The sequence below is a fragment of the Streptomyces sp. NPDC046759 genome, from assembly GCF_040645475.1.
Classification (GTDB): Bacteria; Actinomycetota; Actinomycetes; order Streptomycetales; family Streptomycetaceae; genus Streptomyces.
The window spans coordinates 50160-64876 of the sequence record NZ_JBEYYJ010000043.1; the positions used below are offsets into that span (position 1 = coordinate 50160).

At 69.5% G+C, this 14717-nt stretch carries 6 protein-coding genes, 1 tRNA gene and 1 rRNA gene; 1 reads left to right on the forward strand and 7 read right to left on the reverse strand.

Features of this window, described 5'->3' with window-relative positions:
- Positions 1–49 precede the first annotated feature (49 nt).
- The 4 genes from ABZ919_RS38015 to ABZ919_RS38030 all read right to left on the reverse strand — a co-directional run bounded on the left by ABZ919_RS38015 (position 50) and on the right by ABZ919_RS38030 (position 10471).
- Entirely contained in the window at positions 50–895 is an 846-nt protein-coding gene (locus ABZ919_RS38015; RefSeq protein WP_361257748.1) for a RodZ domain-containing protein, read from the reverse strand.
- Positions 896–1171: 276 nt separating this feature from the next.
- Positions 1172–3907 (reverse strand): DNA translocase FtsK, encoded by a 2736-nt coding sequence (locus tag ABZ919_RS38020; RefSeq protein ID WP_361257751.1) that lies wholly within the window; start codon positions 3905–3907, stop codon positions 1172–1174.
- Between the two features lie 124 nt (positions 3908–4031).
- Positions 4032–4712, reverse strand: a complete 681-nt coding sequence (locus ABZ919_RS38025; RefSeq protein WP_361257754.1) for a response regulator — start codon at positions 4710–4712, stop codon at positions 4032–4034.
- 299 nt (positions 4713–5011) lie between these two features.
- Positions 5012–10471, reverse strand: a complete 5460-nt coding sequence (locus ABZ919_RS38030; protein WP_361257757.1) for a HAMP domain-containing protein — start codon at positions 10469–10471, stop codon at positions 5012–5014.
- Positions 10472–10879: 408 nt separating this feature from the next.
- Between ABZ919_RS38030 and ABZ919_RS38035 the strand changes: the two genes are divergently transcribed.
- Positions 10880–13639 carry a SpoIIE family protein phosphatase gene (locus ABZ919_RS38035; protein WP_361257760.1) on the forward strand — a complete coding sequence of 920 codons (2760 nt, stop codon included), beginning with the start codon at positions 10880–10882 and terminating at the stop codon, positions 13637–13639.
- A 52-nt stretch (positions 13640–13691) separates the two neighbouring features.
- Here ABZ919_RS38035 and ABZ919_RS38040 read toward each other — a convergent pair.
- From ABZ919_RS38040 to rrf, 3 genes are all read right to left on the reverse strand, one after another.
- Positions 13692–13767 (reverse strand) — tRNA-Thr (locus ABZ919_RS38040).
- An 84-nt stretch (positions 13768–13851) separates the two neighbouring features.
- Positions 13852–14514, reverse strand: coding sequence for a DegT/DnrJ/EryC1/StrS family aminotransferase (locus ABZ919_RS38045; protein WP_361257769.1), 663 nt, complete (start codon positions 14512–14514; stop codon positions 13852–13854).
- Positions 14515–14629: 115 nt separating this feature from the next.
- Positions 14630–14717, reverse strand: a 5S ribosomal RNA gene (gene rrf, locus ABZ919_RS38050); the annotation flags it as partial.

Genomic DNA, 14717 nt, shown 5'->3' on the forward strand with positions numbered 1-14717 from the left:
GGTTGGCCGATCTTGGCCGACCCCGTCACCCTGCCCTTCGCCAGGACGCCTACCCCGCGACAGGGTCGCCCTTCGTGTACGTCAGGCGCTCCACCGCGCCCGGCTGGAAGTTGTCGTCGATCTTCTTGCCGTTGACGTACAGCTCGATCACGCCGGCGTCGCCGAGGATCAGGTTGATCTTGGAGCTGTCCTGGAAGGTCTTGGACTGGCCCTTGTCCAGCAGCCCGTCGTAGAGCATCCGGCCGTTGTGGTCCTTGGCCGAGATCCAGCTGCGTCCGTTGGGCGCGCTGACCTGGACGGTCACCTTGTCCTGGGGCGCGGCGGCGATGGCGCTGTCGGAGGGCGCGGGGCTCGGCGCGGCGGGCTTGTCCTTCTTCGGCGTGGGCGAGGCGGACTTGCTCGCCGCGGGCGTACCACCGCCCCCGGCGACCTGCGACTTCGCATCGTTGCTCGAACCGCCGCCCTTGACGACGGTGAAGCCGACGAAGCCGATCACCACGACGATCGCGGCGACCATGGCGGCGGTCCAGTTCGGCCCCCGCCGCTCGGGCCGGATCCGCTCGGCCTCGAACAGCGGCGCAGCCGGGGTGGGGGCCGGACGGCCGCCGTGCTCGGCGTCGTACTGGGCGATCAGGGGTGCGGGATCGAGGTGGACGGCCCTGGCCAGCGTGCGGATGTGCCCGCGGGCGTACACATCGCCGCCGCAAGGGGCGAAGTCGTCCGCCTCCATGGCGTGCACGATGGCGATACGGACACGTGTGGCGCTGCTGACATCGTCCACGGTGAGCCCGGCCGCGATCCGCGCCTGCTGCAGGGCGCGGCCCACGGAGACACGGGCTTCCTGGGACTCGTCTCGGAACGGACGCTCGTCTTCAGGGGAGTTGCCGATGGACACGGGGGCGCCTTTCGAGCGTGTAGCCACCATGCTGGAAGCTCAGTCTAGGGGTGGGGCGAAAGGGTGGGGCAACCGGGCGACGGGACTTTGTGCACCAGAGGAATGGCCGGACATTCCTATGATTCGACAGGCAGGTACCCCATGATGGGATGCCCATCTGTCCTTTCGCTCAACTGGACGTACGGCGAAGGGAAACGGTTGCCCGCCGATCCCTAACGGGTGGATCACGATGCCGCCCACCCGGCGTAACCGGCGCCTTCCGGACGACCCTTCGCCCTACCCCTCAGACTCCCCGCGAATCACGGCGAGCACGCCGTCCAGGTCGTCAGGCTTCACAAGAACGTCACGTGCCTTGGAGCCCTCGCTCGGTCCCACGATGTTGCGGGACTCCATGAGGTCCATGAGCCGCCCGGCCTTGGCGAAGCCGACGCGCAGCTTGCGCTGGAGCATCGAGGTCGACCCGAACTGGGTGGAGACGACCAGCTCGGCCGCCTGGCACAGCAGGTCGAGGTCGTCGCCGATGTCCTCGTCGATCTCCTTCTTCTGCTTGGTGCCGACCGTGACATCGTCCCGGAAGACCGGCGCCATCTGGTCCTTGCAGTGCTGTACGACGGCTGCGACCTCGGCCTCGGTGACGAAGGCGCCCTGCATGCGGGTCGGCTTGTTCGCGCCCATCGGCAGGAACAGCCCGTCGCCCTTGCCGATCAGCTTCTCGGCGCCGGGCTGGTCGAGGATGACCCGGGAGTCGGCGAGCGAGGAGGTGGCGAACGCCAGCCGCGAGGGCACGTTGGCCTTGATCAGACCGGTGACCACGTCGACCGACGGGCGCTGGGTGGCGAGCACCAGATGGATGCCGGCCGCGCGCGCGAGCTGGGTGATGCGCACGATCGCGTCCTCGACGTCGCGCGGGGCGACCATCATCAGATCGGCCAGCTCGTCCACGATCACCAGCAGGTACGGGTACGGCTGCAGCTCGCGCTCGCTGCCCTCCGGCGGCTTGACCTTGCCCTCGCGGACGGCCTGGTTGAAGTCGTCGATGTGCCGGTAGCCGTAGGCGGCGAGGTCGTCGTAGCGCAGGTCCATCTCGCGTACGACCCACTGCAGGGCCTCGGCCGCCCGCTTGGGATTGGTGATGATCGGCGTGATCAGGTGCGGGATGCCCTCGTAGGCGGTCAGCTCGACGCGCTTGGGGTCGACCAGGATCATCCGGACGTCCTCCGGGGTCGCCCGCATCATCACCGAGGTGATCAGGCAGTTGATGCAGGACGACTTGCCGGAGCCGGTGGCGCCGGCGACCAGCATGTGCGGCATCTTCGCCAGCGAGTGCATCACGTACCCGCCCTCGACGTCCTTGCCGAAGGCGACCAGCATCGGGTCGTCGTCCTCGGCGGACTCCGCGAGGCGCAGCACGTCGCCGAGGTTGACCATCTCCCGGTCGGTGTTCGGGATCTCGATGCCCACCGCGGACTTGCCGGGGATGGGGCTGATGATCCGCACGTCCGGGCTGGCGACGGCGTACGCGATGTTCTTGGTCAGCGCGGTGATCCGCTCGACCTTCACGGCGGGGCCGAGCTCGACCTCGTAGCGGGTGACCGTCGGGCCGCGGGTGAAGCCGGTGACGGCGGCGTCGACCTTGAACTCGGTGAAGACCTGGGTGAGCGAGGCGACGACCGCGTCGTTGGCCTCGCTGCGGGCCTTGCCCGGACCGCCGCGCGTGAGGAGGTCCAGCGAGGGCAGCGCGTAGGTGACGTCCCCGGACAGCTGGAGCTGCTCGGCACGCGGGGGCAGGTCGCGCGGTTCCTCGGGGGCCTTCTTGGTGAGGTCGGGGACGGGCTGGAGCTTGTCCTGCCGGGGGCGCGCGGCCGGGACCTGCGACGGCGCGGGGTCCGGCGCGGGCGCCGGGCTCGGGACCGGAGTCGTCTCCTCGCGGTCACCGACGCTGACACCCTGGGTGAGGTCGGCGACCAGCGGGGAGGGCGGCATGCCGTGCAGCACCGCGCCGTCGAGCGCCGCAGCGGCGGCCGCGGCGAAGTCCACGGGGTCCAGCTGGCGCTGTGGGTCCGGCTGGGGCACCGCGGAGCGCCTGGGGCGGCCCCGGCGCTGCGAGAGCGCCTCCGCCTCGGCGCCCTCGGGGTCGTACGTCCGGGGGGCGGACGCGCGCTTACGGGGGCGCGCGGGCAGCGCCTCGCGCCACTGCTCGTCGTAGCGCTCGTCGTCCCCGGTGTACTCCTCCGCCATGTGGTCGTGCAGCACGCCCAGGCGCACGCCGAGCGCCCGCAGTCGCTGCGGGACGGCGTTGACCGGGGTGGCGGTCACCACGAGCAGCCCGAAGATCGTCAGCAGCACCAGCAGCGGTACGGCGAGGACGTCGGTCATCGTGTACGTCAGCGGGGTGGCCGCCGCCCAGCCGATCAGGCCGCCGGCGTCCCTTATGGCCTGCATGCCGTCGCTGCGCGCGGGCGAGCCGCAGGCGATGTGGACCTGGCCGAGCACGCCGATGACGAGCGCCGACAAACCGATCACGATCCGGCCGTTGGCCTCCGGCTGCTCCGGGTGCCGGATGAACCGTACGGCGATCACCGCGAGCAGTATCGGCACCAGCAGGTCCAGCCGGCCGAAGGCACCGGTGACAAGGATCTCCACGAGATCGCCGACGGGCCCCTTCAGATCGGCCCAGGTGCCGGCGGCGACGATCAGCGCGATGCCGAACAGCAGCAGTGCGACGCCGTCCTTGCGGTGGGCCGGATCCAGGTTCCTGGCGCCCTGCCCTATGCCGCGGAAGACGGCGCCGACGGCGTGCGCGAGGCCGAGCCAGAGGGCCCGCACGAGCCGGTACACGCCCCCGGTGGGGCTGGGCGCCGGCTTCGGCGGCGCGGCCTTCCTGGCCGGGGCCTTGGCGGGCACCCTCTTGACCGGGGCCTTCTTCGCTGCGGCCTTCTTCGCCCCAGCCTTCGCGGGAGCGGCCGCCTTCTTGGCGGGCTGCTTCTTGGCTGCGGAGGGACGTGAGGCCATGAGTGTGAGGTTACCGGGGGAGACGACAGCGGACACGTGTGCCCACAGCTTCACCCGTTCGTGTCGCCCGTGACGGAGACCGGAACTGACGCATGCTCATGGGCAACGGCCACCCGGGAGTACGTCAGTTCTGCGCCGGAACCGACGAGCCGCCGGGGCCGGTACCCGGCTCCAGGGCGTCGAGCGCGCGCCGCAGCCCGGTGAGTTTGCGCTCCAGATGGGCCGCCGTCGCCACCGCGGCCGCGTCCGCCGAGTCGTCGTCCAGCTGCTTCGACAGCGCCTCGGCCTGCTCCTCCACGGCCGCGAGCCGCGCGGACAGCTCGGCGAGCAGCCCGGCGGACTCCTTGCCGCCGACCGCGCCCTTGCCGCCGCCCTCCAACTGCAGGCGCAGCAACGCCGCCTGCTCCCGCAGCTGGCAGTTCTTCATGTACAGCTCGACGAACACCGAGACCTTCGCGCGCAGCACCCACGGGTCGAAGGGCTTGGAGATGTAGTCGACCGCGCCCGCCGCATAGCCCCGGAAGGTGTGGTGCGGGCCATGGTTGATCGCCGTGAGGAAGATGATCGGGATGTCCCGGGTCCGCTCGCGCCGCTTGATGTGCGCCGCGGTCTCGAAACCGTCCATCCCAGGCATCTGGACGTCCAGCAGAATGACCGCGAAATCGTCCGTGAGCAGTGCCTTGAGCGCTTCCTCTCCGGACGATGCCCGCACCAGCGTCTGATCGAGCGCCGAGAGGATCGCCTCCAGCGCCAACAGATTCTCCGGCCGGTCATCGACCAGGAGGATCTTGGCCTTCTGCACCATGGCCCGCCCTCCTCGCCCCGGCGGTACACCGGGCGCCGCCCCAGGGGACGACTCCGTTTCGCCGCCCGTCCTTGTGCCGGTCATCGTAGCCGCACCCCGCCCGTCGCCACACCCTGTCACCGCGATGTCACTGTGCACGCACCAAAAACGCGGCGGGGGTCGGGATGGTTCCCGGAATCCCGCATTCCCATACGTTCGGTGCCACCTTAAGTCGTACGTTCGCCGTCACATCAAGTGGGCAACTCCGGACCCACGCCAAGGGTTCCCCGGGTGTTCACAACCCGGGGAACCCGATCCGGTCAATTCCCACCCATCCACTGCTGCATCACGGCCAGCAGATGGTCCGGGTCGACCGGCTTGGTCACGTAGTCGGAGGCACCGGACTCGATCGCCTTCTCCCGGTCGCCCTTCATCGCCTTCGCGGTCAGGGCGATGATCGGCAGCCCGGCGAACTGCGGCATCCTGCGGATCGCCGTGGTCGTCGCGTACCCGTCCATCTCCGGCATCATGATGTCCATCAGCACCACCGCGACGTCGTCGTGCTGCTCCAGCACCTCGATGCCCTCCCGGCCGTTCTCGGCGTACAGCACCGAGAGACCGTGCTGCTCCAGGACGCTGGTCAGCGCGAACACGTTGCGGATGTCGTCGTCGACGATCAGCACCTTCTCGCCGCCGAACCGCACCCCGCGCGCGGACTGCGCGCTGTCCTGCTCGGGCACCGCCGTCCACTGCTCGGTCCGCTGCTGCTCGCCCTGCGGCAGACTCCGCCGCCGGCGCCTGAAGAGCGCCGCGGGACCGTTCTGCGTCTCCCGGTACGACTTCACCTCGGCCGGCGTCTCGATCTCCACGGAGGACAGCTCCGAGGACGGCTCCGCCTCGGAGGCGAGCAGCTCGCCGGCCTCCAGCGGGGGCACGGACTGCTGGTAGCCCTGCGGGGGCAGCTCGGTCGGGTGCAGCGGCAGGTACAGCGTGAACGTGGAGCCGCGGCCCGGCTCGCTCTGCGCGTGGATCTCACCGCCGAGCAGCTGCGCGATCTCCCGGGAGATCGACAGGCCGAGGCCGGTGCCGCCGTACTTGCGGCTGGTCGTGCCGTCCGCCTGCTTGAACGCCTCGAAGATCACCCGCATCTTGCTGGCCGCGATGCCGATGCCGGTGTCCGTCACCGAGAACGCGATCAGCGGCCCGTCCGGATCGGTCAGCGAGCCGGCCTCCAGCAGCTGCTCCCGGACCCCCACCGGCACGTCCGCGCCGGCCGGCCTGATCACCAGCTCCACCGACCCGGAGTCGGTGAACTTCACGGCGTTGGACAGGAGGTTGCGCAGCACCTGCAGCAACCGCTGCTCGTCGGTGTGCAGGGTCGCGGGCAGCTCCGGGGAGACCCGTACGGACAGGTCCAGGCCCTTCTCCGCGGTCAGCGGCCGGAAGGTCGCCTCCACGTAATCCACGAGCTGCACGAGTGCGATACGCGTCGGCGAGACGTCCATCTTGCCCGCCTCGACCTTCGACAGGTCGAGGATGTCGTTGATCAGCTGCAGCAGGTCGGAGCCGGCGCCGTGGATGGTCTCGGCGAACTCCACCTGCTTCGGCGAGAGGTTGCCCTCGGCGTTGTCGGCGAGCAACTTGGCCAGAATCAGCAGCGAGTTGAGCGGCGTACGCAGCTCGTGCGACATGTTGGCGAGGAACTCGCTCTTGTAGCGCATCGACACCGCGAGCTGTTCGGCACGCTCCTCCAGGACCTGGCGGGCCTCCTCGATCTCGGTGTTCTTCACCTCGATGTCCCGGTTCTGCCGCGCCAGCAGCTCGGCCTTCTCCTCCAGTTCCGCGTTGGAGGCCTGCAGCGCCTTCTGCCGGTTCTCCAACTCGGCCGACCGCTCCCGCAGTTGCTCGGTCAGCTCCTGCGACTGCTTCAGCAGCTGCTCGGTCTTGGTGTTGACCGAGATGGTGTTGACGCTCGTCGCGATCATCTCGGCGATCTGGTTGAGGAAGTCCTTCTGGATCTGCGTGAACGGCGTGAAGGAGGCCAGCTCGATCACGCCGAGCACATTGCCCTCGAACAGCACCGGCAGCACGATCACCTGCGCCGGCGGCGCCTCGCCGAGCCCCGAGGAGATCTTCAGATAGCCGCTGGGCGCGTTCTCCACGAGGATCGCGCGCTTCTCCTCGGCGGCCGTGCCGACCAGCGCCTCACCGGGCCGGAACGACGTCGGCATCGAGCCCATCGAGTAGCCGTAGGAGCCCAGCATCCGCAGCTCGTAGTTGTCCTCCCCGTCCCCGGCGTCCTTGCCCTCCATCAGCGGCATCGCCAGGAAGAACGCGCCGTGCTGCGCCGACACCACCGGCGTCAGCTCGCTCATGATCAGCGAGGCCACGTCCTCCAGGTCGCGGCGGCCCTGCATCAGGCCGGAGATACGGGCAAGATTGCCCTTGAGCCAGTCCTGCTCCTTGTTGGCGATCGTGGTGTCACGCAGGTTGGCGATCATCTTGTTGATGTAGTCCTGCAGCTCCTGGATCTCGCCGGACGCGTCGACGTCGATCTTCAGGTTCAGGTCGCCCCGGGTCACCGCGGTCGCCACGCGCGCGATGGCACGCACCTGCCGGGTCAGGTTCCCGGCCATCTCGTTCACCGACTCGGTCAGGTCCCGCCAGGTGCCGTCGACGTCACGCACGCGTGCCTGGCCGCCGAGCTGTCCCTCGGTACCCACCTCGCGGGCCACACGCGTGACCTCCTCGGCGAAGCTGGACAGCTGGTCGACCATCGTGTTGATCGTCGTCTTCAGCTCGAGGATCTCGCCGCGCGCGTCGATGTCGATCTTCTTGGTCAGATCACCCTTGGCGATGGCCGTGGTGACCATGGCGATGTTCCGCACCTGGCCGGTCAGGTTGGACGCCATCTGGTTCACGGACTCGGTGAGGTCCTTCCAGGTCCCCGCCACACCCGGTACGTGCGCCTGACCGCCCAGGATGCCGTCCGTGCCCACCTCACGGGCCACCTTGGTGACCTGGTCGGCGAACGAACTCAGCGTCTTCACCATGGTGTTGATCGTGTCGGCGAGCTGCGCGACCTCACCGCTCGCCTCGATCGTCACCTGACGGGTCAGGTCACCGTTGGCGACGGCCGAGGCCACCTGGGAGATGTTCCGCACCTGCATGGTCAGGTTGTTGGCCATCAGGTTGACGTTGTTGCTGAGGTCCTTCCAGATGCCGGTGACCCCCGGCACGTGCGCCTGACCGCCCAGGATGCCCTCGGTGCCCACCTCACGGGCCACACGGGTCACCTGCTCGGCGAAACTCGAGAGCTGATCGACCATGGTGTTGACCGTCGTGACGAGCTCAAGGATCTCGCCCTTGGCGTCAACAGTGATCTTCTTCGACAGGTCGCCCTTGGCGACCGCCGTCGTGACCTCGGCGATGTTGCGCACCTGGATGGTCAGGTTGTTCGCCATGAAGTTCACGGACTGCGTGAGGTCCTTCCAGGTGCCGGAGACGCCCTGGACCTCGGCCTGACCGCCGAGGATGCCCTCCGTGCCCACCTCGCGGGCCACACGCGTGACCTCCTGGGCGAACGACGACAGCTGGTCCACCATCGTGTTCAGGGTGTTCTTCAGCTCCAGGATCTCCCCGCGCGCGTCCACGGTGATCTTCTGGGAGAGGTCACCGCGCGCCACGGCGGTGGCGACCTGCGCGATGTTGCGCACCTGGGCCGTCAGGTTCCCGGCCATGCCGTTCACGGAGTCGGTCAGGTCCCGCCACACGCCCGCCACGCCGGGCACCTGCGCCTGACCGCCGAGCCGGCCCTCCGTACCCACGTCCCTGGCGACCCGGGTCACCTGGTCGGCGAAGGCGGACAGCTGATCAACCATCGTGTTGATCGTGTTCTTCAGCTCGAGGATCTCGCCGCGCGCGTCCACGTCGATCTTCTGCGAGAGGTCGCCGCGCGCCACGGCCGTCGTCACCTGGGCGATCTGCCGCACCTGGGACGTCAGGTTGCCGGCCATGAAGTTGACGGAGTCCGTCAGCTCCTTCCAGGTGCCCGAGACGCCGTCCACCCGGGCCTGACCGCCCAGCCGGCCCTCCGTACCCACGTCCCTGGCCATCCGCGTGACCTGGTCGGCGAAGCTCGACAGCTGGTCCACCATCGTGTTCACGGTGTTCTTCAGCTTGAGCATCTCACCGGAGACGTCCACGGTGACCTTCTGCGACAGGTCGCCGTTGGCCACCGCCGTGGTCACCTGCGCGATGTTGCGCACCTGACCGGTGAGGTTGCGGAACGCAGTGTTGACGGAGTCCGTCAAGTCCTTCCAGGCACCGGCCGCGCCGGGCACCTGCGCCTGACCGCCCAGCTCACCCTCGACACCGATCTCCCGCGCGACCCGCGTCACCTCGGCACCGAACGCCGAGAGCTGGTCCACCATCCCGTTGACGGTGTTCTTCAGCTCCAGCATCTCGCCGGCCACGTCCACCGTGACCTTCTGCGACAGGTCACCGCTGGCCACGGCGGTCGTCACGGTCGCGATGTCCCGCACCTGCGTGGTGAGGTTCCGGAAGACCGTGTTGACGGAGTCGGTCAGGTCCTTCCACGTACCGGCGGCGCCGGGCACGTTCGCCTGCCCGCCCAGCCGGCCCTCCCCGCCGACCTCGTTCGCGACGCGCGTGACCTCGTCCGCGAAGATCCGCAGCGTCTCGGTCATCTGGTTGATCGTCTCGGCGAGCTGCGCGACCTCGCCCCGCGCCGGAACCGTCACCTTCTGCGACAGATCACCGTTGGCGACAGCGGTCGTGACCTGCGAGATACCGCGGACCTGCGCGGTCAGGTTGCCCGCCATCGTGTTGACGGAGTCGGTCAGCTCCTTCCACACGCCGGCCACCCCCGGCACCTGCGCCTGACCGCCCAGAATGCCCTCGGTGCCCACCTCGCGGGCGACACGGGTCACCTCGACGGAGAAGGACGACAGCTGCTCCACCATCGTGTTGACGGTGTTCTTCAGCTCCAGCATCTCGCCGGCGACCTGCACGGTGACCTTGCGCGACAGATCACCACGGGCGACCGCCGTCGTCACCAGCGCGATGTCGCGCACCTGGGCGGTCAACTGCCGCGCCATGGTGTTGACGGACTCGGTCAGGTCCTTCCAGGACCCCGACATGCCGCGCACCCGGGCCTGACCGCCGAGCTTGCCCTCGGTGCCGACCTCGCTGGCCACGCGCGTGACCTCGTCCGTGAACGTCGACAGCTGGTCGACCAGGTTGTTGACGGTACGGCCGACCTTCAGGAACTCGCCCCGCAGAGGATGCCCGCTGCCACTGTCCGGGGCCTGTGTCCGCAGCTCCATGCGTGGCGACAGATCACCCTCGGCGACCGCCGTGAGGACCCGGCCGACCTCCGACACCGGCCACACCAGATCGTCGACCAGCGCGTTGGAGGCGTCGATCGCGGCGGCCCAGGAGCCCTCGCAGGCGCCCGTCTCCAGCCGTTCCGTGAGCTTTCCCTCACGTCCCACCGTGCGCCGTACCCGGGACAGCTCACCGGTGAGATGCAGATTGCGGTCGGCCACCTCGTTGAAGACCGCCGCGATCTCCGACATCACGCCGTCCCCGGAGACGGTGAGCCGCTTGCGGAAGTTCCCGTCCCGCATCGCGACCAGCGCCACCAGCAGCCGGTTCAGGGCAGCCGTGTCCACGGCGGTGGTATCACCGCGCTTACCCAGGGACGGTCCGCCTTTCGCGCGCGTCTTCGTGCCACGCGTCGCCGCGCCAGACTCCACTGTGTCCCTCCCGGAGGGGTAGACCGTTACTGCTGTGCTCGGCCGCATCGGCCCGGCGTGCCGGTCATCGGCATACCGGTTACTTCCGCGTACCGGTTACTGCTGCGTATTTCTGCCAGACGAGATCCAGCCACACCAGAGGCTGCTGCCCGTCGTACACGGAACGCACGCAGCCCGACCGGACCTTCATCAGAAGCTTGCCCAGTGTTTCACCCCGGCCGAACCAGGCCATAACAGTTCGGCAGCTTCGCACATCGTCCGCACACCATGGGGGGTAAACACCGGCGACCGGCATCCGCTCGGACGGCGAAGGTAAGTAACCTTGCATGCGGCTGTCCAGCCGCACCGGTCCGACCGGCTTGGGCGGTGGCACGAGAACGAGCGGGCATCGGAGGGCGGCCGCAGACCATGACCACCGGAGTCATCCCCGGGGGACAGCCCCCGGAGCCACAGCCGACGGGCGAGCTGATGCCGCAGCAGCGGTGCGAGCCGGCCGGCCACGCAGCCCTGCACGTAGACAACCGGTCGAGGAGTTCTGTGATCACCGCGCGCGCGGCCGCCACCTTCGAGCCCGTCGGGCGATCGGTCGCGACCGCCCGGTCCTTCGTCCGCGACACCCTCCAGGGCTGGGGCTTCGCCGACATCGTCGACGACGCCGTGGTCCTCACCAGCGAGCTGGTGACCAATGCGGTCGTCCACGCGGGCACGCACGCGGACGTCCTGTGCCTGCGCACGGAGGACGGCGTGCGCATCGAGGTCTCCGACCGCTACCCCGAACGCGAGGTCCCCCTCCAGAACGCCCCCGCCACCATGGGCAGCCCCGACCGCGAGGGCGGCCGCGGCCTGCAGCTCTGCGCGGCCCTGGCCACCCGCTGGGGCGTCGACTACACGCCCACCCACAAGCACGTCTGGTTCCAGCTCAACCTCCCCGAACGGCCGGTCGGCACCCGCACCGCCGGCCCGTCGCTCCCCGCCGACCTGCTGCCGCTGGCCGACGGCCGGGTGCGCGTGGCGGTCCTCCAGGTCGACCGGAAGGGTGCCATCACCTCCTGGAACGAGGACGCCGAAGAACTGTTCGGTCATACGGCCGCCGAGGTCATCGGCAGGCCCCTCACCGAACTGGCCGCCTGGCCGCACACCCCGGGTACCGGCACCGGCGTGGCCGAGGCCCTGCAGCTCTCCCGCTGGGAGGGCACCTACGGCATCCGCGGCGCCGACGGCCGGGTGGCCTCGGTCTACGCCTCCCACCTCAGAGTCCGCGACACCGGCGGCGAACCCTCCACCGTCTGCCTCTTGGTGCGCGACCACGAACGCGCCGTCCTGCAGACACCGCAGCGGGTGCCGGCGACCGACCAGGCCCAGCAGTCCGACGGCCAGAGCACCGATCCCTTCGAGGTGTTCATCGGCTCCCCCGCCCCGGACGACCTCGACGGTCTGCTGCAGCGCACGGTGGAGCGCGCCCGCGACATGCTCGACGGCGACTCCGCGTTTCTGCTGCTGGCCACCGACGACGAGACCGAACTGGAGGTGCGGGCCTCCACCGGCCTGCCCTCCGCCCGCCAGCGCTTCGCGCGCGTGCCCGTCGAGGCCGGTCCCGGCCGCTACGGCTCCGCGCGCATGCCGGCCGTCCACGACGACCTCATGTCCGTCCCGGGCGCCGTACCGCTGCTCGTCGGCACCGGCATGCGCTCGGTCGTCACGGTCCCGCTGAAGGTCGAGGGCCGCCTCACGGGCTCGCTCGGCGTCGCGGCCGAGGCCCCGGGCCGGTACTCCAACGAGGAGGCGCTGCGTCTGCAGTTCGCCGCCGACCGTATCGCCCTGGCCGTCGAGTCGGCCCGCCTGGGCGAGCTGGAGCGGCTGCGCCGCGGTTCCCTGAGCTTCCTGGTCGAGGCGTCCGACCTGCTGGCCGGCACCCTGGACCGCGATCAGACGCTGGCCCTGATGGCTCAGATGACGGTCCCCACCCTGGCGACCTGGTGCGCCGTGTACACGATCGCCGACCAGGCCTCCGAGCCGTATCTCTCGTACGTCCTGCACGAGGACGAGGAACTCATCGACGGCATCAAGTCGTTGCTGTCGAAGGTTGCGCCGCCGGACCCGGTGCCGACGCCCGGCGCCCGCGTCTGGACGATCCCGGGCGAGGTCGCCCACCAGGCGGCCCTGCGCAGCTCGATGCGCAGCCTCGGCCTGGCCGGCGGACCCCCGCACCAGATCTCCTCGAGCATCGGCCCGACCCTCGCGACGGCCTCCGCGGTCGGCGGCGAGACGGTCGTCCTGCCACTCGTCGCCCGCAACCGCGTCATCGGCATGCTGGTCCTCGGCAAGCCCGCGGACGAACACTTCCGCCAGGAGATCCTGGAACTGGCCGAGGACCTGTCCCGCCGCGCCGCCCTCGCCCTCGACAACGCGCGTCTGTACTCGGAGCGCACGGCCATCAGCCAGGCCCTGCAGCGCAGTCTGCTCCCGCCCGGCACGCCGCACATCGAAGGCGTCGAGGTCGAGGTCATCTACCGAGCGGCCGGGGAGGGCAACGAGGTCGGCGGTGACTTCTACGACCTCTTCCCGATCGGCAACGGCGCCTACGGCTTCGCCATCGGCGACGTCTGCGGTACGGGCCCGAACGCGGCGGCGGTCACCGGTCTCGCCCGGCACGCCCTGCGCCTGCTGGCCCGCGAGGGGCTCTCCGGGCCGGCGGTCCTGCAGCGCCTGAACTCCGCGATCCTGGACGAGGGCGACCGCAGCCGCTTCCTCACCCTCCTCTACGGAGAGATGCGCCCACAGGAGGACGGCAGCGCCGAGCTGAAGGTGGTCTGCGCCGGCCACCCGCTGCCGCTCCGCCTGCGCCAGGACGGCACGGTGACGGCGGCCGCCGAACCGCAGCCGCTGCTGGGCGTGATCGAGGACCTGGAGCTGTACGAGGAGAGGGTCACCCTCGACCCTGGTGACGTGCTGCTCTGTGTCACGGACGGCGTCACCGAGCGCCGCGAGGGCCCACGCATGCTCGGCGACGACGGCCTCGCCGACGTCCTCACGACGTGCACCGGTCTGACGGCGGGCGCGGTCGCGGCGCGCATCATGCGTGCGGTGGAACGCTTCGCGTCGGACGCACCATCGGACGACATGGCGATCCTGGCCATGCGCGTGCCGGGGATCCACAAGGACGTATAGGGCGGCATCAGGTATGAAAAAGGCCTCACCCGGAAGGGTGAGGCCTTTTTGCTGGAGCCCCCAAACGGAATCGAACCGTTGACCTTCTCCTTACCATGGAGACGCTCTGCCGACTGAGCTATAGGGGCCTGTCCTTTTCGAGGTTTCCCTCGCGGCGACGAAGAAACTGTACCCCGAGCGGGCCCGACTTCCCAAATTCGTTCGGGACCCGATCAGTAGGCGGGCTGCAGCAGTCCCCCGAGCGCATTGCACGCGGACACGATCCGCTGCATCTCCCGCTTGGTGAGCGTGGCGTCCACGGGCAGCGTGAGCGTCTCGTCGGCGGCCAGTTCGGTTTGCGGCAGCGACACGCAGCGACGGAACTCCGGCAGCCTGTGCACGGGCGTCTTGACCGGGGCCCGGCACTCAACTCCCTTGGCGCGCAGCGCCAGCGCGAAGGCGTCGCGGTCCGGCCGGCCGTTCCCCGGGACCCGCACGACGTACTGCTGATAGGTGTGCCCGTCGCCGCCGTCGGGCGTCCGCACGCCCTTCAGCTTGGCGTCGAGGTAGGCGGCCCGCTCCCTGCGCTGCGCTATCTCGTCGTACGGCGCCTCTGACTCGCCCTGCTCCAGCACCAGCACCCCATGCCGCTGCCCGAGCTCGTGCAACCGCCGAATGTCGGCCAGCCGTCCGAAGCGGTGTACGACAACGACCGCCGCGGTGCGCGCAGTTACGGCTGCCTCGACAGCGTCGGGGTCGAGGCAGTAGGTCACCGGGTCTATGTCGGCGAACACCGGGAGCGCGCCGGCCAGGGTCACGGCCTCGGCGACCTCGGCGTTCCCGAAGGCAGGTACGACGACCTCGTCGCCGACTCCGACGCCGGCGGCCCTGAGCATTGCAGCAGTTCCCATGTGCTGGATGCTGGGGGCGCCACATGAACGACACGTTAAGGAAAACGTAAAAAGGCCGGACCCCGAACCGAAGTTCAGGATCCGACCTTTTTGAAGAATTGTTCGGCGGTGTCCTACTCTCCCACAGGGTCCCCCCTGCAGTACCATCGGCGCTGTGAGGCTTAGCTTCCGGGTTCGGAATGTAACCG